The sequence below is a fragment of the Mycobacterium kyogaense genome (assembly GCF_036946525.1).
Classification (GTDB): Bacteria; Actinomycetota; Actinomycetes; order Mycobacteriales; family Mycobacteriaceae; genus Mycobacterium; species Mycobacterium kyogaense_A.
Genome location: NZ_JAQIIY010000021.1, coordinates 70,238 through 88,608 on the forward strand (window position 1 = coordinate 70,238; position 18,371 = coordinate 88,608).

Consider the following 18,371-nt stretch of genomic DNA (forward strand, 5'->3'; position numbering starts at 1 on the left):
CGATCAGCGATCAGCGCGTTGGTAGGCGGTGACGACGGCAGCACCGCCCAGGCCGATGTTGTGCTGCAGCGCCGCGGTCACGTCGGTGACCTGACGCTTCTCGGCGGTGCCCCGCAGCTGCCAGGTCAGTTCGGCGCACTGCGCGAGGCCTGTCGCTCCCAGCGGATGTCCCTTGGAGATGAGGCCGCCCGAGGGGTTGACGACCCACGTGCCGCCGTAGGTGGTCTCGCCGGCGTCGATCAGGGTGCCCGCCTCACCGGGTGCGCACAGACCCAACGCTTCATAGAGCAGCAGCTCGTTGGCCGAGAAGCAGTCGTGCAGCTCGATGACCTGGAAGTCCGCGGCCCCCAGACCGGACTGGTCGTACACCTTCTGTGCGGCTTGGACATTCATGTCATAGCCGATGATGCTCTTGCAGCTGCCGTCGAAAGTGGATATGAAGTCGGTGGTCATCGCCTGACCGACGATCTCGACCGCCTGATGAGCAAGGCCGTGCTTGTCGACGAAGTCTTCGCTCGCCAGGACCGCCGCGGCAGAACCATCCGAGGTCGGCGAACACTGGAGCTTGGTCAGCGGGTCGTAGATCATCCGGGCATCGAGTATCTGGTCGAGGGTGTACTCGTCGCGGAACTGCGAGTACGGGTTGTTCACCGAGTGCTTGTGGTTCTTGTGTCCGATCTTGGCGAAGTGCTCGGCGGTGGTGCCGTAGGTCTGCATGTGCTCGCGACCGGCGGCTCCGAACATCCACGGTGCGGGCGGGAAGAGCACCTCGGAGATCTCTGCCAGCGCCTGCATGTGATTCGCGATCGGCTGTTCCCGGTCGTCGTAGGTGGTGCCCAGCGAACCGGGCTGCATCTTCTCGAAACCAAGCGCGAGAACACAGTCGGCCAGACCGCCCCTGATGGACCGCGCACCGAGGTACAGGGCGGTGGAGCCGGTCGAGCAGTTGTTGTTGACGTTGACGACCGGGATGCCGGTCAATCCGAGCTCGTAGACGGCACGCTGCCCCGAGGTGGACTCACCGTAGACGTAACCCACGTACGCCTCCTCGATCTCGTCGTAGGAGATCCCGGCATCGGCGAGCGCCTTGGTGCCCGACTCCCTCGCCATGTCCGGGTAGTCCCACGCGCTGTCGTCGTCGTTGCGCCGTCGGCCCGGCTTCTCGAACTTCGTCATGCCGACACCGACAACGAAAACCCGTTCTGCCACTGAAGTTTCCTCTCGACAGGTCAGCTGATGAGCTTCTCCGGTTCGAGGCTAGGTCGCCCGCCGCGCCCCGACGAGGACCCCGACAGGCGTCTTGGGGGACCGAAACGATCATCGGTAATAGGATCGGAGGCTGATTCGATCGCAGGTCACGCGAAGGGCGTCCGCCGAGCCATGGCACACACCATCCCCGTCCAGTTTCTCCGCGCCACAGTCGAGGCCATGGTCAAGCGCGGCTTCGACGTACAGCGCGCGCTGCAGGAGACCGGGCTCGACTGGCAGCGCTACTCCCTGGAGCGGACCAGGCTCACGCCGGAACAGACCACCGCGGTGATCCGGCACTTCTGGGACGTCACCGACGACGAATTCCTCGGCCTGGGGCCGCGACCCGTTCCGCGCGGCACGCTCCGCCTGTCGGGCTTCACCCTGATCCACAGCCGTGACCTGCGCGCGGCATTGACCCGGATGCTCGAGCTCAGCTCGGTATGGGTCGGGGTTCGCGGCGAGTACGAGGTCGACGACGATGTCGTCACCGTCCGCCAGCTCGACGATCCGGATTCGCCAGTCGACCCGTTCATCGCGTTCACGCTGATGAGCAGCCTCCAGCGGTTCGCGGGTTGGCTCACGGGATCATCACTGCAGTTGCGCCACCTCGATTTTCGTGTCAACGCAGACCATCTCAGTGATGACTACCTGGCGATCTTCGGTATCCGGCCGGTGTTCGGCGCGGCCCAGTACACGATGTCGTTCGACGCAGAGGCGCTCACCCGACCCGTGGTCCGCTCCGAGGCCGATCTCAAGGACTTTCTCCGCGATGCACCGGGGGTCCTGTTCTACGCACATGAGCACACCACCACGATCACCACCCAGATCCGGCTCATCATGGAACGAAACCCGAACGGGCCGTGGATGACTGCCGACGATCTCGCTGATCGACTGTCGATCAGCCCGCCCCACCTGCGCCGACTGCTCCGAGAGGACGGCACCTCGCAGCGCCGGATCCGCGACGAGGTACTCCGGGACCGAGCGGTCCAGGCTCTGGTGCACGGCGACGAGACGATCGCCGACCTCGCCACGCGCCTCGGGTTCTCCGAGACCAGCGCATTTCGGCGCGCCTTCCGCCGCTGGACCGGCGCTGCGCCAAGCGATTACCGCTAGCGGTGTTGAGCGGGCTCAGCGGGGTAGGCCACCGGCACATCGAAGTCGTTGCCGTCGCTCACGACCTCGATCCGCCAGCCGATGCCGGGGCGCGGTGACCCGACCTGCGACCAACCCTGGGCCACAACGGAAGTAGCTTGCCGCGGGCGACTGCAAGCAAGGTCCTCGGTTCGCTCGGGCACCCACGTCGATACGCGTTGGCTTGCTCGACGGCGTCCGCGTAACCGCGGGCACCGTCGATCATGACGACTCGGGGACAGGAGTTGCGCAGCAATTCGGGGAATCCACTGTCGAGGTGGTCACCGAGCGCCCCTGCTGCGTAGTCGTCCATCAGGTGTTCGGCCGCGGCCTCGGCACAGCTCCGGTTGATGCCGATCCCGCCGTTCGGCCCGCGTGCGATCCACCCGGTGGCGTACACGCCCGGGATCACCGCGCCGGTGTCCGGATCGACGACCCGGTTGTCGTCATTGGGGATCGTGCCCGTCTCGATCGAGAAGGGCACGCCCACAATGGGTGTGCCCCGAAAGCCAACGGCCCGCAAGAGCACGGTCGCGTCGACGATGTCGGTCTGACCCCCCGGCGCGGCAAGTGTCACCGAGACTCCACCGTCGTCCGATGGGGTCACTCGTTCGACGACCGTGTTGAACCGCAGGACGATTCGACGGGCGCCGGGCGTGGATGCGGCGGCGGCCGCCGCGCGCAGGAGGTCGACTGTGGCCGATGGCGGTGCACCGACGAGGTCGGCCGGGTCGACCACCACGTCGATACCCCCGGTCTGCATCAGGCCGTGCAGTTCGGCGGCGGTGAATGCGGCGTCGGTGGGACCGCGGCGGCCGACGATCACCACCTCCTCGACGAGCGAGTCCCGCAGCTCAGCCAGCGCACGTGGGGCGATCCCGGTACCGGCGAGCGCGTCGGGGGCGGTGGCGAGGATCCGCGCCATGTCCAGCGCCACGTTGCCGTTGCCGACGATCATCGCGCGCCGTCCGCGCAGGTTCGGCGTGAAGTCCCCGGCGTGCGGATGGTCGTTGTACCAGCTCACGAAAGACAATGCACCGGTGACGAATTCCTCGCCAAGGACGCCGAGCTGGCGTTCCTGCTGGGAGCCGTGCGCGTAGACGACGGCGTGGTGGTGACGCATCAGATCCGCGTGTGTGAGGTCGGTGCCGACGTCGACGTTGAGGCGCAGTCGGAAGCGGGACTGTTGGTCGCGCATCCACCGGAACTGCGCCATGGCGGCCTTGGTGGACGGATGGTCCGGTGCCACCCCGAACTCGACCAGACCGCCGGGGACGGGCAGCTTGTCGAACATCGTCACCTCGACTCCGGGGTGACGGAGTAAGGAACGTGCGGCGTACCAGGCCGCCGCACCGGACCCGACGACCGCCACGCGGAGCCCGTCGACTCCGCGTCTGATCAGCGGGGTCTTCCGCGTGTCCCAAGTCGGGGACATCGGGTGGTCTGCGAAGTACCGCGCGTTGGCTTCGGCGAACCAGCGCTGGTCGTCCCGCAGGCCGGTGTCGGGCAGGATCGCGTCGACCGGGCACACGTCGGCGCAGGCGCCGCAGTCGATGCAGGCCTCGGGATCGATGTGCAAGATCTCGGCGGTGCCGAAGCCCGGCTCGTCCGGGCGGGGATGGATGCACCCCACCGGGCACGCCGCGAGGCACGAGGCGTCGCTACAGCAGTTCTGGGTGATGACGTAGGCCATGACGGGTTCCTCGCTAGATGTCTGTGGTTCCGGCCAGCTCGGCTGCCAGCGGCAGCGGATAGGGGGATGCTCCGGAGCCGAGGATGTGCGAACCGCCCCACGGGTCGCGGTCGACGAGCACCGCGGATACTGCCGGATTGGCTCCGACTGTGATCGTGATCGGCTGGTTCACGGTGCGGTGCAACGTGTTCAGCAGTGGTGTCGGCTGGATCCGACCGGACCAGCGGATGGCGTTGTCGATCGGTTGGAAGACGGCGAGGACGTGGATGTCGACCTCGTATGTGGTCCCGTTCGCGTCGGTGATCATCGCGGGACCGCGGTAGTCGCCGTCGCTCTCCCGGTCGTCGCGGTGGGTGAACTCGAAGTCGTCGAGAACTGGTCGCTTGCGCACCGAGGGATTGAGGCGCTCCAGGTGCAGGTCGATGTAGCGACCCGCCTGCGACTGAGCGTGACCGCGGATCTCGATCCGCGTGGCGTGCCTGCGGCCGAAAGCCTTCAGGCAACGGACGATGTAGCGTGCCGCGTCGCGATCACCGGCCACGAAGTAGTTGGGAAGGCCGTGCCGCGCCACTCCGAGATACCGACGCGGGCCGAAGCGCGCGCGGGCGTCGCCCTCATCGAGTAGACCGCGCCGATCCGCGGCTTCCGTCGCGTCGATCACGATGCGGGCCTCGTATCTACTTCCGTTGTCTCCGGTGAGGATCCACCGGTCTTCTTCGGCATCGAAGGTCATGGGGAGATCGGCAGGCAGGACGATGGGCTCTGTCGTGGCGGCCCGACGGACACGACGCGCGAAGTGCTCGATGCCGGGACCGGCACCACGTACCGCGACATCCACCACGGTGGTGGTGCGTGCGGTCACTCGAGGAACCCCTGTTGACGCCACATCAGCCGGGACACCCAGCCCATCAGGCCGTTGTCCACCAAGAAGTGGTACAGAGGCGCGAATGCCTCGCGCCGGCTCGCGTTCACCGGCTCGTTGGCACGCGCCTGCCGCATCGCCTCCCTGGGGTCCAGGCCCGCGCGGCGGTAGACCTCCTTGTTGTACATGATGCGGCGCAGGACAAATGCCGCGATGCCGTTCATCTGGCGCACGAACGCGCGTTCCCACCATGCGGCGCGCTCCAGCCGGCGCAGGACGCCTTCTCGTGCGTACCGGATGTGGCGTGCTTCTTCGGCGCTGTGGATGCGGAAGATCTGCGCGACGATGGGCTGGATGTCGGGATCGTGCGCGGATTTACGCTGCAGATCGTCGAGGATCTCCTCGCCGCACAATGCGGCAACCCAGAGTGCCAGACCTTTGTACGCGATCGGGAACAGCTGCACGGTGAACGCTTCGAGCTTGGACAGCCGGTACGGCTGAGCGCCGATCGCAGTGGCGCCGCGGCCGAACATGATCATGTGCCGTGTCTCGTCGCCGATTTCGGTCAGCGCGTAGTGCACGTCCCGCGCGGACGGATCCTGGTAGAGCATCGCGCGGAAAAGGCCTTGGTTGAGCGTGTTCTCGAACCAGACGCCGCGGCTCAGCATGTTCGCGACCTCTTGCCGCGACAGCTCGACGCGCTGACGATGCGGCATCGATTCCCACATCGGGGTGCCGAAGAGGGAGATGCCCTCTTCCGGCAGGTAGAACACATCCGGATCCTGCGGCGCATCCCAGTCGATGTCGATCGACGAGTCGTACGAGCGTCGCATAGACCCGTCGAGCAACCGGTCTGCCTTCTGTGCGCGATCGCGCCGGGCATCGGATCGAGTCGACGAGGTGGTCGTCATTGTCTGTCCTCCGAAACGCTGGACGAACGGCCGACGTCGTCGACCGACCTGGTGTCTCGGAACCTAACAGTCATACAGACAAATGTCATCTATGTGTCTGTAATTAATTCCACTGGCTGATGGTGCGGCCAGGGTAAACTCCACGGCATGGCTGCTCGTCCAGGCCCCAGGACCGCATCCGGTACGCGTCGCCGGATACTAGGAGCCACACTTCACTTGGCCGAGACCACCGGGTTGCGCAAGGTCTCGATGGACGAGGTCGCGCGTCTCGGTGGCATTGGGCGGGCCACGCTGTACATGCACTTCAAGGGCAAGGATTCGCTGATCCAGGCTCTGGTTTCGGCAGAGTTGCAGAGATTCTTCGCGGCAATCAGCAGGGCCGTGAGCGATGTCGAGGATCCCGACGAACGCTTGATAGTCGGGTTCAGTGCGGCATACCGATGGCTGCGAGACCACCAAGCGCTTCAAACGACACTCAAGGTCAACCCGGACGCATTGAAGCCGTACATCATCGCTGAGCGCAGCGTTGCCCTCGACCGCGCGCGCGAGTTGATCGAATCGCTCGTCCGCAACGAGACCATACCGGTCGAGATGCAGGCGCCGTTCGCAGAACACATTGCCCGGCAGATTCATTCGCTCGTCCTGATACCCGGGGGCGTCGTCGACATCGACGGCCCGATGGGGCCGGAAAACTACGCACGTCGGTTTCTGGTCCCGGCTCTCGTCGCGCTCCGCGCCGAGTCCTACGCGGCACCGGTCGGCTGAAGTCAGCCCAGGCCCGCGCCACGCCTCACCCTGTCCAGGACGCCGCGCACGACCTGGTCGGTGATCGCCAGCGGCGCGACCAACGACTCGCCGATGTCGACGATGCGCTCGACACGCCCGACGACACCCTCCATGCGCTCCACGACGCCGAACAGCGCCTGCGCCAGATCGTTGATCTGGTTGATGGTGTCGTCGAACCGTTCCAAGGTGGCATCCAGTTTGGACGTGGACCGGTTGAGGTCGTCGAGGGTCTCGCTGAGTCCATCGAGCACCGTGTCGACCTGCTCGACGGTGACGTCGGCGTTGAGCGCGGCCTGCGCCAGCTTGCGGATGCGCTCGCCCCCGGTGCGTACGGGTCTGCCGCTTCGATCTGCCATGTCGGCCAGTATGACCCGCCCGGTCGGATACGGTGGTCAAGATGTCCGTATGAGTGTTCGGGTGGCGCTGTTCGCCGCTTGCTACAACGACCTGATGTGGCCGGAGACGCCGAAAGCCGTTGTCCGGCTGCTGCGCCGCCTGGGTTGCGATGTCGACTTCCCGCGCAGCCAGACCTGCTGCGGGCAGATGTTCACCAACACCGGGTACGCCGCGGAGGCGGTGCCCGCGGTACGGGCGTTCACCGACGCGTTCGCGGGCTACGACGCGGTGGTGGCCCCGACCGGATCCTGTGTCGGTTCGGTACGTCATCAGCACCGCGACGTCGCGGCCCGGTCGGGTGACGACCAGCTCGTGGCCCGGGTGGCCGAGGTGTCGCCGAAGGTCTACGAACTCTCGGAGTTCCTTGTCGACGTGCTCGGTGTCACCGACGTGGGGGCGTACTTCCCCCACCGCGTCACCTATCACCCGACGTGTCACTCCCTGCGGATGCTCGGGGTCTCCGACCGCCCGCAACGGCTGCTGGAGGCGGTGCGCGGTATCGATCTGGTCGAGCTGGCCCAGGCGGAGCAGTGCTGCGGATTCGGGGGCACGTTCGCGATGAAGAACGCCGACACCTCGATCGCGATGGGCTCGGACAAGGCCCGTGCCGTCCGCAACTCCGGCGCCGAAGTGCTTGTGGCCGGCGATAATTCGTGTCTGGCCCACATCGGCGGACTGCTGTCGCGCCAGCGCGCGGGTGTGCGGGTCCTGCACCTCGCGGAGGTGCTCGCGAGCACCGAGGAACACCCCGCATGAGCTCGTTTCTCGGCTTTCCTGCCTTTCCCGTCGCGGCTCGCGCCGCGCTGGGCGATACGGTGTTGCGCCGCAACCTCGCTCACGCGACCGGCACCATCCGGGCCAAACGGTCCGCCGTGGTGGGGGAGCTCGCCGACTGGGAGTCGCTACGACTCGCCGCGGCCGCCATCAAGAACGCTGCGCTGCACCGACTCGACGAGCACCTCGAGGCGTTCGAGGCGAACGCGACGGCGGCCGGGGCCACCGTGCACTGGGCGCGCGACGCGGCGGAGGCCAACCGCATCGTCGTCGGTCTGGTGCGCGCCCAGGGCGCCACCGAGGTGGTCAAGGTCAAATCCATGGCCACCCAGGAAATTGAGTTGAACGAGGCGCTGGCCGAAGCCGGAATCGATGCCTGGGAAACGGATCTGGCTGAACTCATCGTCCAGCTCGGTGACGACTGGCCGAGCCACATCCTGGTTCCCGCCATCCACCGCAACCGCGCCGAAGTGCGCGAGATCTTCCTGCGGGAGATGGGCCGGGTCGGCCGGCCCGCGCCCGACGACCTCACCGACGAGCCGCGCCGCCTTGCCGAGGCGGCCCGTCTGCATCTGCGGGAGAAGTTCCTCCGGGCGACCGTCGCCGTCTCCGGCGCCAACTTCGCGATCGCCGACACCGGCAGCCTCGTGGTCGTCGAATCCGAGGGCAACGGGCGGATGTGCCTCACCCTGCCCGAGACGCTGATCTCGGTGGTCGGCATCGAGAAGGTGCTTCCGTCGTGGCGTGATCTGGAGGTGATGCTGCAGGTGCTGCCGCGCAGCAGCACCGGTGAACGGGAGAACCCGTACACCTCGATCTGGACCGGACCGGCGCAGGGTGACGGTCCGCGCACCGTCCACATCGTGCTGCTCGACAACGGCCGCACCGACGTGCTGGCCGACCCGTCCGGCCGCGACGCGCTGCGGTGCATCCGCTGCTCGGCGTGCCTCAACGTGTGCCCCGTCTACGAACGCACTGGCGGGCACGCGTACGGCTCGGTGTATCCGGGGCCCATCGGCGCCGTGCTGACCCCGCAACTGCGGGGGACCGGCAGCGCCGTCGATCAGTCGCTGCCGTATGCCTCGAGCCTGTGCGGCGCGTGCTTCGACGTGTGCCCGGTGCGCATCGACATCCCGTCGATGCTGGTGCACCTGCGCACCCGGATCGTCGACGAACACCGCGGCGGCGTGCCCTCGCCCGAGCAGGCGGCGATGACGGCGGCGAGCTGGCTGATGGCCGACCACCGGCACCTGGAGGCTTTTGCCGCGGCCACCGGACTCGGGGGAAAAGTGTTACGCAGCAGAGTGTTCGGCGGAAAGGACAGGTTGAGGTCGCTGCCGTGGCCGGCACGCACGTGGTCCGGCGCTCGCGATGCGCCGGTGCCGCCCACAGAGTCGTTCCGGTCCTGGTGGGAGCGCACCGGTGGACAGTGACGCACGAGCCGAGATCCTCGGCCGCGTCCGCGCCGCACTGTCCGACCGGCCGACGCCGGCAGACGTGCCGTGGCGCTACGGCGCCGATGTCGGTACCGGGGCACAGGACCCGGTGGAGCGCTTCTGCGACAGGGTGGCCGACTATCGGGCGCAGGTCGAGCGGGTCTCCGATGCTGATGCGGCGCAGGCGATCACCGCGGCGCTGGGCGATGCGCGCACCGTGGTCGCCGACGGCGCGATCCAGGCGGCCTGGCCGTGCGCCGCATCGTGGGTATCCGACACCGGCCTGAGCGCCACCGAACTCGACGACGTCGACGCCGTGGTCACCACCGCGACGGTGGCGATCGCGAACACCGGCACCCTCGTCCTGGACCACGGCTCGGGACAGGGCAGGCGCGCGCTGAGCCTCGTACCCGACCGGCACGTCTGCCTGGTGCGTGCCTCACAGATCGTCGACGACGTCCCAAGAGCCGTTGCGCGGCTGATCGAACTCGGCGTGCACACCCGACCGTTGACGTGGATCAGCGGACCGAGCGCCACCAGTGACATCGAACTGAACCGCGTCGAAGGTGTGCACGGTCCACGGACGCTGCACGTGATCGTCCTCGTGTAGATCGCGCCGGCTAGAGCTTGCTCGCCGCATCCTTGTCGAGCAGCCACACCGTGGCCTCGCGACCGACCGCGCCTGCCGCGGGCAGGTCGACGGGTGCCGCACCGCCGAGGGCGGCGGCCACCGCCTCCGCCTTGCCCTCGCCGGACACCACCAGCCACACCTCGCGGGACCGCTGAATCGCCGGCAGGGTCAGCGTGATTCGCCGCGGCGGGGGTTTGGGGGAGTCCGTCACGCCCACCACCATGCGCTCGGTCTCCTTGACCGCGTCGGTGTCGGGGAACAGCGAGTTCACGTGCCCCTCTGGTCCCATGCCCAGCAGGTGCACGTCGAACTCCGGTGTGGCAGCGGCGCCACCGACCTCGGCCAGTACCCGCGCATAGGCGTCCGCCGCCGCGTCGAGGTCGTCTCCGAATTCGCCGTCGCTGGCTGCGATCGCGTGCACGTTGGCGGCGGGGATGTCGATGCGGTCGAGGAACGCTTCCCGGGCCTGCTTGTCGTTGCGCTCGTCGTCGTCGTGCGCGACGAACCGCTCGTCACCCCAGAACAGGTGGACCTTCGACCAGTCGATCTCGCCGCCGCGTTCGGCGACGCGCTCGAGCAGTCCGATACCGGTGCCGCCGCCGGTCAGCACGATCGACGCGGAGCCGCGTGCGGCCACCGCGGCGACGATCGCATCGACCAATCGGTCACCGACCGCGCGGACCAGTGCATCTTTGTCGGGGTGGCGCTCGACGATCGCGTTCACACGTACTGCACTTTCTCGATGCCCTGCAGGGCCTCGTGGTAGATCTCGTCGGCATCGAGGCGTCGCATGTCCTCGGCGAGACACTCGCGAGTTTCCCTGCGCGCCAACGGGACAAGTGCCTCAGGTGCGGACGTGCGGGTGAGCCGGGCGGTGACCCCCTCCTGAGGGCGACTCAACGTGATCGTCTCGCTGTCGCGGACCAGCTCCACCTTCAGCTCACCGACGGCGCGACGAACCGGCCCGTCGATGCGGTAGGCCAGCCAGCCGGCGAGCACGTCGAGCGCGGGCTCGGTGGCCAGTCCCGACACCAGCGCCGAGGTGATCGGCTCGTGCGGCGGCAGATCCACGGCCGCCGTCAGCAGTGCCCGCCAGTACGTGATCCGGCTCCACGCCAGATCGGTGTCGCCCGGGGTGTAGCCCTTGAGGCGGCTCTTGATGGAGCCCAGCGGATCGGTGCCGTTGGTGGCATCGGTGATGCGGCGCAGCGCCAGCTTGCCCAGCGGATCCTCGGCGGGAACGTCGGGTGCGACATCGGGCCACCACGTCACCACAGGCGTGTCGGGTAGCAGGAACGGCATCACGACGCTGCTGGCGTGATTGGCCAGCGGCCCGGAGAGCCGAAGGCACACCACCTCGTTCGCGCCCGCGTCCCGGCCCACGCGGAGCTGGGCGTCGAGCCGAGCCTTGTCGGAGAGGCGGTCGCCGGGTGCGACGACCACGACGCGGCAGGGATGTTCGCGGCTCGCCGCGTTCGCCGCCTCGATCGACTGCTCGAGCAGTGCCTCGGTGGTGGGAGCGATGACCAGGGTGAGCACCCGGCCCAACGTGATCGCCCCACCCTCTTCGCGCAGCGCGATGATCTTCTTGTTGATGACGTCCGTGGTGGTGTCCGGCAGGTCGAGGATCATGGCCGTCTCCATTCCCGGCCGGTGCGCCGCAACATCTCGAACGCGGAGTCGGGGCCCCACCCGCCCGATTCGTAGGGGTCGGGTTTGCCGTGGGACGCCCAGTAGTCCAACGCGGGATCGAGGATGCGCCAGGCCAATTCGACCTCCTGGTTGACCGGGAACAGTGACGGTTCGCCGAGCAGGACGTCGAGGATCAGGCGCTCGTAGGCCTCCGGCGATTCCTCGGCGAACGCCGACCCGTAGGAGAAGTCCATGCTGACGTCGCGGACTTCCATCATGTTGCCCGGCACCTTGGACCCGAACCGCAGCGTGATGCCCTCGTCCGGCTGCACGCGGATCACCAGAGCGTTCTGCCCCAGCTCCTCGGTCATGGTGGCGTCGAACGGCAGGTGCGGGGCCCGCTTGAAGATCAGCGCGATCTCGGTGACCCTGCGCCCCAACCGTTTTCCGGTCCGCAGGTAGAACGGGACGCCGGCCCAGCGGCGGGTGTCGACGTCGACGGTGATCGCGGCGAACGTCTCGGTGGTCGAGGTCGTGGAGAAGCCCTCTTCCTCCAACAGCCCGACCACGCGCTCGCCGCCCTGCCAGCCCGCGGTGTACTGACCGCGTGAGGTGGTCTCGTCGAGGGGCTCGGCCAATCTGCTCGCCGAGAGCACCTTGATCTTCTCGGCCTGCAGCTCGTCGGGGGAGAAGCTGACGGGTTCCTCCATCGCCGTCAACGCGAGCAGCTGCAGCAGATGGTTCTGGATCACGTCACGCGCAGCGCCGACGCCGTCGTAGTAGCCGCCGCGCCCGCCCAGGCCGATGTCCTCGGCCATCGTGATCTGCACGCTGTCCACGTAGTGCGAATTCCACACCGGTTCGAACAGCTCGTTGGCGAACCGCAACGCCAGGATGTTCTGGACCGTCTCCTTGCCCAGGTAGTGGTCGATGCGGAACACCGACGACTCCGGGAATACGTTGTTGACGATGGCGTTGAGGTCTTCCGCGCTCTTCAGGTCGTGCCCGAAGGGCTTTTCGATGACCACCCGGCTCCAACTGCCCTCCGGCTTCTTGGCCAGGCCGGTGCGGGAGAGCTGTTCGAGCACCTGCGGGAACGCTTTCGGCGGAATCGACAGGTAGAACGCGTGATTGCCGCCGGTGCCGCGTTCGGCGTCGAGCTTGCCCAGCGTCTCGGCCAGGTTCTCGAACGCCTTCTCGTCATCGAAGGTGCCCTGAACGAAGCGGACGCCTTCGGACAACCGGTCCCAGACCTCCTGGCGGAACGGCGTGCGGGCGTGCTGCTTGACCGCGTCGAGGACGACCTGACTGAAGTCCTGGTCGGCCCAGTCCCGCCGCGCGAAGCCGACCAGGGCGAACGACGGCGGCAGCAGCCCCCGGTTGGCCAGGTCGTAGATCGCCGGCATCAGCTTCTTGCGGGCGAGATCTCCGGTGACACCGAAGATCACCACACAGCACGGGCCCGCGATGCGGGGCATGCGCTTGTCGCGCTTGTCCCGCAGCGGGTTCTGCCATTCGGCCACGGCTGGCGTCACTTCTTGTCGTCGAGCTGGCCCTGCGTGGCTTCGAGCAACTCCTGCCACGACTTCTCGAATTTCTCGACGCCCTCGTTCTCGAGCACCAGGAACACGTCGGTCAGGTCGATGCCCACCCCGGACAGTGCGTCGAAGACCTCCTGCGATTCCGCGCCCGTTCCGGTGATCGTGTCACCGGTGACCACACCGTGGTCGGCGACGGCGTCCATCGTCTTCTCCGGCATGGTGTTCACAGTGTTGGGGGCGACCAGCTCGGTGACATACAGCGTGTCGGAGTAGTCGGGATTCTTCACGCCCGTCGACGCCCACAGCGGCCGCTGCACCCGCGCGCCGTCGTTCTTCAGCTTCTCGAACCGCTCACCGCCGAGGAACACCTCCTCGTAGGCGGTGTAGGCCAGCCGGGCGTTGGCGACACCCGCCTTGCCGCGCAGCGCCAGCGCCTCGTCGGAGCCGATGTCTTCCAGACGCTTGTCGATCTCACTGTCCACACGGGAGACGAAGAACGATGCCACCGAATGGATCCGGGACAGATCGTGGCCCGCCTCCTTGGCCTTCTCCAGGCCCTTGAGGTAGGCGTCCATCACCAGGCGGTAGCGCTCGACGGAGAAGATCAACGTCACGTTGACCGAGATGCCTTCGGCGAGAACGGAAGCGATCGCCGGGACACCCGCCTCCGTGGCGGGGATCTTGATCAGCAGGTTGGGCCGGTCGACGATCTTCCACAGCTCGATCGCCTGCAGGATCGTCTTGTCCGTGTCGTGCGCCAGGCGCGGATCCACCTCGATCGACACCCGGCCGTCGACGCCGTCGGACTGCTCGTAGATCTTGGCGAACACGTCGCAGGCGTTACGGACGTCGTCGGTGGTGACGGTCCGGATCGTCGCGTCGACGTCGGCGCCCCGCTCGGCGAGTTCGGCGATCTGGTCGTCGTAGGCGTCACCCTTGGACAGCGCCGCCTGGAAGATCGACGGGTTGGTGGTCACCCCCACCACGGACTTCGTGTCGATCAGCGACTGGAGGTTGCCGGTCTGCAGCCGTTCGCGGGACAGATCGTCGAGCCATACGGAAACACCCGCAGCGGACAGGTCCGCCAGGTTCTTGTTCTGTGTCATGTCAATTCCTTCGCTGGCTAGTTCGCAATGCTGCGTTCCGCGGCGGCCACCACTGCCTCTGGAGTGAACCCGAATTCGCGGAACAGCGTCTTGTCGTCGGCCGACTCACCGAAGTGCTCGATCGAGATGATCTCGCCGGTGTCGCCGACGATCTTGTACCAACTCTGCGCGACCGCGGCTTCGATGGCCACGCGCGCCGAGACCTGAGGCGGCAGCACGCTGTCGCGGTATTCCTTGGGCTGGGATTCGAACCATTCCAGGCACGGCATCGACACGACATAAGCGTTGATGTTCTTGTCGCGCAACGCCTTCTGCGCCTCGACCGCGATCTGCAGTTCGGAGCCCGTCGCGATCAGGATGACGTCGGCATCGTCGGCGGGGGAGCCACCGCCGAGCACGTATCCGCCCTTGCCGACGCCCTCGGAATCGGTGCCCTCCAGCACCGGGATGCCCTGGCGGCTCAGGATGAAACCGACAGGGCCGCTGCCGTTGCCGCGCGCGATGATGCTCTTCCACGCGTATGCCGTCTCGTTCGGGTCACCTGGGCGCACCACCGACAGATTCGGGATGGCCCGCAGCGCCGCCAGGTGCTCGATGGGCTGGTGGGTCGGCCCGTCCTCACCCAACCCTATCGAGTCGTGGGTCCAGATGTAGATGGTGTCGATGTCCATCAGCGAGGCCAACCGCACCGCGGGACGCATGTAGTCGGAGAACTGCAGGAACGTCCCGCCGAACGCGCGCGTCGGGCCGTGCAGCACGATGCCCGACAGGATCGAACCCATCGCGTGCTCGCGGATACCGAAGTGCAGCACCCGGCCGTACCAGTCGGCCTCGAAGTCCGAGGTCGAGATCGACGGCGGGCCGAACGACTTCACGCCCTTGATGGTCGTGTTGTTGCTGCCCGCCAGGTCGGCCGAGCCGCCCCACAGTTCGGGCAGCTTCGGCGCGACGTCGTTGAGCACCTGACCGAAGGCGGCGCGGGTGGCGACGGCCTTCGAACCGGGCTCCCAGTACGTGATGTCGGAATCCCAGCCCTCCGGCAGTTCCTCGGCGGTGAGCCGGTCGAGCAGCTTCTTGCGCTCCGGCTCCCGTTCGGCCCAGGCGTCGAAGCCCGGCTGCCACTTCTCGTGCGCCTCGCGGCCGCGGTCGACCAGCTTGCGGGTGTGCTCGAACACCTCGTCGCTGACCTCGAAGGTCTTGTCCGGGTCGAAGCCGAGAACCTTCTTGGTGGCGGCGACCTCGTCGTCGCCGAGCGCCGAGCCGTGCACCCCGCCGGTGTTCATCTTGTTCGGAGCCGGATAGCCGATGATCGTGCGCAGTGCGATGAACGACGGCTTGTCGGTCACCTTCTTCGCCTCGGCGATGGCCTGCTCGATCCCGACGACGTTCTCGCCGCCCTCGACCTCCTGCACGTGCCAGCCGTACGCCCGGTAGCGCGCGGCGACGTCCTCGCTCAGGGCGATGTCGGTGTCGTGCTCGATGGAGATCTGGTTCTTGTCGTAGAACACGATCAGGTTGCCCAGCTGCTGGGTCCCCGCCAGCGACGAGGCCTCGCTGGTGACGCCCTCTTCGATGTCGCCGTCGGAGGCGATGACATAGATGTAGTGGTCGAACGGGCTTTCGCCGGCCGGTGCATCGGGATCGAACAGGCCGCGCTCGTAGCGCGACGCCATCGCCATGCCGACCGCCGAGGCCAGACCCTGACCCAGCGGGCCGGTGGTGATCTCCACGCCCTTGGTGTGCCGGAACTCGGGGTGACCGGGCGTCTTGGACTTGAAGGTCCGCAGCGCCTCGATGTCGGAGAGTTCGAGCCCGAACCCGCCGAGGTAGAGCTGGATGTAGAGCGTCAGGCTGGAATGTCCGCACGACAGCACGAACCGGTCGCGACCCAGCCAGTGCACGTCACTGGGGTCGTGGCGCATCTGGCGCTGGAACAGCGTGTAGGCCAGAGGCGCCAGACTCATCGCCGTCCCGGGGTGACCGTTGCCCACCTTCTGGACGGCATCGGCGGCCAGCACGCGGACGGTGTCCACCGCGCGGGAGTCCAGCTCGGTCCAGTCGTCGGGATGGTTCGGTCGGGTCAGTGAAGAGATCTCTTCGAGCGTGGTCACGAGGCGCACTCCTTGGACTTGGTGGGGCGTGTCGATCCGCACCAACCACCCTAGTGCTCACCCACGCCGAGACGCAGGGGTGATACCCGCCGTACCGGGAACCACCCGTAACCACCCCGCGAATTTCGGTGATTGCCCCCCGCGGTCTACCATCGCCTGTAGTAGACGCGGCGTGAAGGAGTTGGTTGGGTGAGGATCCGCGAAGGCGACCTCGTCGGGAATTCGGCCGACGCCGCGCCGCACGGGTTCCGCACCACTCTGCTCGGCTATCTGGCGCTGACCAAGCCGCGCGTCATCGAACTGCTGCTCGTCACCACGATCCCGGCGATGCTGCTGGCCCACCGCGGCAGCGTCGACCCGCTGCTGATCCTCAACACGATGTTCGGTGGCCTGCTGGCCGCCGCCGGCGCGAACACGCTGAACTGCGTGGCCGACGCCGACATCGACAAGGTGATGAAGCGCACCGAGCGTCGGCCGCTGGCACGTGCGACCGTGCCGCGCGCCCACGCGCTGGTGTTCGGTCTGGCGCTGTCGGTCGGATCGTTCTTCTGGCTGTGGTGGACCACCAACATGCTCTCGGCGCACCTCGCGGGCGCCACCATCGCGTTCTACGTGCTGGTGTACACGCTGCTGCTGAAGCGGCGCACCTCGCAGAACGTCGTGTGGGGCGGGGCCGCGGGCTGCATGCCGGTGATGATCGGCTGGTCGGCGGTGACCGGCACGATCAGCTGGCCCGCGATCGTGATGTTCCTGATCATCTTCTTCTGGACGCCGCCGCACACCTGGGCGCTCGCCATGCGCTACAAGGAGGACTACAAGGCGGCTGGCGTGCCGATGCTGCCTGTGGTGGCGACCGAGATCCAGGTCACCAGGCAGATCCTCGTCTACACCTGGCTGACCGTCATCGCGACGCTGGCGCTGGCGTTGGCGACCGGCTGGCTGTACGCCTCGGTGGCGATCCTCGCCGGCACCTGGTTCCTGGTGATGGCCCACCAGCTCTACGCCGGCGTACGCCGCGGTGAGCCGGTCAAGCCGTTGCGGTTGTTCTTGCAGTCCAACAACTACCTCGCGGTGGTGTTCTGCGCGCTGGCCGTCGACTCGGCGCTGGACCTCCCGACGCTGCTGTCCCGCTAGGGGATCAGCACCACCGATCCGACGGTCTTGCGGCCCTGCAGATCGCGATGGGCCTGCTCGGCGTCGCGCAGTGCATAGCGGTTGCTCACGGTCACGGTGAGCGTGCCGTCTGCGATGGCGGTGAGCAGTTCGCCTGCGCGCCACGAGAATTCGTCGGCGGTGCGGGTGTGGTGTGCGAGATTGGGCCGCGTCAGGAACACCGAACCCGCAGCGTTGAGGCGCTGCGGATCGAACGGCGGCACCGGCCCGCTCGCCGCACCGAACAGTGCCAGCGTCCCGCGCACCGCCAGGCTGGCCAGGCTGGCCTCGAACGTCGAGGCGCCCACCCCGTCGTAGACCGCTTCGACGCCGTTGCCGTCCGTCAGCTCGCGGACCCGCGCGCCGAAGGCGGCCGGATCGTCCGGGTAGTCCAGCACCTCGACCGCGCCGGCCTGCCGGGACAGCTCGGCCTTGTCCGGCGTCGACACCGTGGTGATCACCGACGTCGCCAAGCTAGTCGCCCACTGCGTCAGGATCAGCCCGACGCCACCGGCGCCGGCATGCACCAGCACCGTGTCGCCCTGCTGGATCGGATAGGTGGACTTGATCAGGTAATGCGCCGTCATGCCCTTCAGCAGCGACGAGGCGGCCACATCGGGCGCGACGCCCTCGGGCACGTACGCGACGAAATCGGCCGGGGCCAGGCAGTAATCGGCGTAGGCGCCGAGCGCCTGCGCGGTCACCACGCGGTCGCCGACGTTGAGCGCGGCGACCTCGTCGCCGACGGCCTCGATCGTGCCGCACACCTCGGTGCCGACGACGAACGGCAGCTCCCGCGGATACAACCCCGAGCGGAAGTAGGTGTCGATGAAGTTCACGCCGATCGCCTCGGCCTTGATCAGCACCTGATCGGGTCCCGGTGCGGGCTGCGACTTCTCGACGTAAGACAGAACTTCCGGCCCGCCGGTCTCGGCGACTTCGATGGCGTACATAGGTG

17 protein-coding genes are annotated in these 18,371 nt (G+C 67.4%); 6 read left to right on the forward strand and 11 right to left on the reverse strand.

Annotation, left to right across the window (positions count from 1 at the left end; genetic code table 11):
- Window positions 1-3: 3 nt before the first annotated feature.
- Window positions 4-1,209, reverse strand: a complete 1,206-nt coding sequence (locus PGN37_RS18475; RefSeq protein WP_335332456.1) for a lipid-transfer protein — start codon at window positions 1,207-1,209, stop codon at window positions 4-6.
- 171 nt (window positions 1,210-1,380) lie between these two features.
- On the opposite strand from PGN37_RS18475, the gene PGN37_RS18480 reads away from it, so the two are divergent.
- Window positions 1,381-2,364 carry an AraC family transcriptional regulator gene (locus tag PGN37_RS18480; protein ID WP_335332457.1) on the forward strand — a complete coding sequence of 328 codons (984 nt, stop codon included), beginning with the start codon at window positions 1,381-1,383 and terminating at the stop codon, window positions 2,362-2,364.
- A 58-nt stretch (window positions 2,365-2,422) separates the two neighbouring features.
- On the opposite strand, the gene PGN37_RS18485 is transcribed toward PGN37_RS18480, so the two are convergent.
- From PGN37_RS18485 to PGN37_RS18495, 3 genes are read right to left on the reverse strand one after another with little or no spacing between them, the layout of a single operon-like run.
- On the reverse strand, window positions 2,423-4,075 hold the full coding sequence (locus PGN37_RS18485; RefSeq protein ID WP_335332458.1) for an FAD-dependent oxidoreductase: 1,653 nt from the start codon (window positions 4,073-4,075) through the stop codon (window positions 2,423-2,425).
- A gap of 13 nt (window positions 4,076-4,088) precedes the next feature.
- Window positions 4,089-4,937, reverse strand: a complete 849-nt coding sequence (locus PGN37_RS18490) for a DUF4873 domain-containing protein (protein WP_335332459.1) — start codon at window positions 4,935-4,937, stop codon at window positions 4,089-4,091.
- Complete coding sequence (locus tag PGN37_RS18495; protein WP_335332460.1) at window positions 4,934-5,848, reverse strand: AurF N-oxygenase family protein; 915 nt, start codon at window positions 5,846-5,848, stop codon at window positions 4,934-4,936. The genes PGN37_RS18490 and PGN37_RS18495 overlap by 4 nt, the downstream gene beginning before the upstream one ends.
- A 147-nt stretch (window positions 5,849-5,995) precedes the next feature.
- On the opposite strand from PGN37_RS18495, the gene PGN37_RS18500 reads away from it, so the two are divergent.
- Window positions 5,996-6,613, forward strand: coding sequence for a TetR/AcrR family transcriptional regulator (locus PGN37_RS18500; RefSeq protein WP_335332461.1), 618 nt, complete (start codon window positions 5,996-5,998; stop codon window positions 6,611-6,613).
- Window positions 6,614-6,615: 2 nt separating this feature from the next.
- Here PGN37_RS18500 and PGN37_RS18505 read toward each other — a convergent pair whose 3' ends face one another.
- The gene (locus tag PGN37_RS18505) at window positions 6,616-6,990 is read right to left on the reverse strand and encodes an ATPase (protein WP_335332462.1); all 375 of its coding nucleotides are present in this window, start codon (window positions 6,988-6,990) and stop codon (window positions 6,616-6,618) included.
- A gap of 49 nt (window positions 6,991-7,039) precedes the next feature.
- Between PGN37_RS18505 and PGN37_RS18510 the strand changes: the two genes are divergently transcribed.
- Genes PGN37_RS18510 through PGN37_RS18520 form a run of 3 tightly spaced genes read left to right on the forward strand, consistent with a single transcriptional unit; the run spans window position 7,040 to window position 9,850 of the window.
- Window positions 7,040-7,786 carry a (Fe-S)-binding protein gene (locus PGN37_RS18510; RefSeq protein ID WP_335332463.1) on the forward strand — a complete coding sequence of 249 codons (747 nt, stop codon included), beginning with the start codon at window positions 7,040-7,042 and terminating at the stop codon, window positions 7,784-7,786.
- Window positions 7,783-9,237, forward strand: a complete 1,455-nt coding sequence (locus PGN37_RS18515) for a lactate utilization protein B (RefSeq protein ID WP_335332464.1) — start codon at window positions 7,783-7,785, stop codon at window positions 9,235-9,237. Before PGN37_RS18510 ends, PGN37_RS18515 begins: the two co-directional genes overlap by 4 nt.
- Window positions 9,227-9,850 carry a LutC/YkgG family protein gene (locus PGN37_RS18520; RefSeq protein WP_335332465.1) on the forward strand — a complete coding sequence of 208 codons (624 nt, stop codon included), beginning with the start codon at window positions 9,227-9,229 and terminating at the stop codon, window positions 9,848-9,850. Before PGN37_RS18515 ends, PGN37_RS18520 begins: the two co-directional genes overlap by 11 nt.
- A gap of 10 nt (window positions 9,851-9,860) precedes the next feature.
- On the opposite strand, the gene pgl is transcribed toward PGN37_RS18520, so the two are convergent.
- From pgl to tkt, 5 genes are read right to left on the reverse strand one after another with little or no spacing between them, the layout of a single operon-like run.
- Window positions 9,861-10,595: a 6-phosphogluconolactonase gene (pgl, locus tag PGN37_RS18525; protein WP_335332466.1), complete on the reverse strand. Its 735-nt coding sequence runs from the start codon at window positions 10,593-10,595 to the stop codon at window positions 9,861-9,863.
- Window positions 10,592-11,503, reverse strand: a complete 912-nt coding sequence (gene opcA / locus PGN37_RS18530) for a glucose-6-phosphate dehydrogenase assembly protein OpcA (RefSeq protein WP_335332467.1) — start codon at window positions 11,501-11,503, stop codon at window positions 10,592-10,594. Before opcA ends, pgl begins: the two co-directional genes overlap by 4 nt.
- Window positions 11,500-12,981: a glucose-6-phosphate dehydrogenase gene (gene zwf / locus PGN37_RS18535; protein WP_335332499.1), complete on the reverse strand. Its 1,482-nt coding sequence runs from the start codon at window positions 12,979-12,981 to the stop codon at window positions 11,500-11,502. Before zwf ends, opcA begins: the two co-directional genes overlap by 4 nt.
- A 53-nt stretch (window positions 12,982-13,034) precedes the next feature.
- Window positions 13,035-14,150, reverse strand: coding sequence for a transaldolase (tal, locus tag PGN37_RS18540; RefSeq protein WP_335332468.1), 1,116 nt, complete (start codon window positions 14,148-14,150; stop codon window positions 13,035-13,037).
- Window positions 14,151-14,167: 17 nt separating this feature from the next.
- Window positions 14,168-16,261 (reverse strand): transketolase, encoded by a 2,094-nt coding sequence (tkt, locus tag PGN37_RS18545; protein ID WP_335332469.1) that lies wholly within the window; start codon window positions 16,259-16,261, stop codon window positions 14,168-14,170.
- A gap of 195 nt (window positions 16,262-16,456) precedes the next feature.
- Between tkt and PGN37_RS18550 the strand changes: the two genes are divergently transcribed.
- Window positions 16,457-17,395, forward strand: a complete 939-nt coding sequence (locus PGN37_RS18550; protein WP_335332500.1) for a heme o synthase — start codon at window positions 16,457-16,459, stop codon at window positions 17,393-17,395.
- Here PGN37_RS18550 and PGN37_RS18555 read toward each other — a convergent pair.
- Window positions 17,392-18,366: a quinone oxidoreductase family protein gene (locus tag PGN37_RS18555; RefSeq protein WP_335332470.1), complete on the reverse strand. Its 975-nt coding sequence runs from the start codon at window positions 18,364-18,366 to the stop codon at window positions 17,392-17,394. The genes PGN37_RS18550 and PGN37_RS18555 overlap by 4 nt on opposite strands.
- Between the last annotated feature and the right edge of the window lie 5 nt (window positions 18,367-18,371).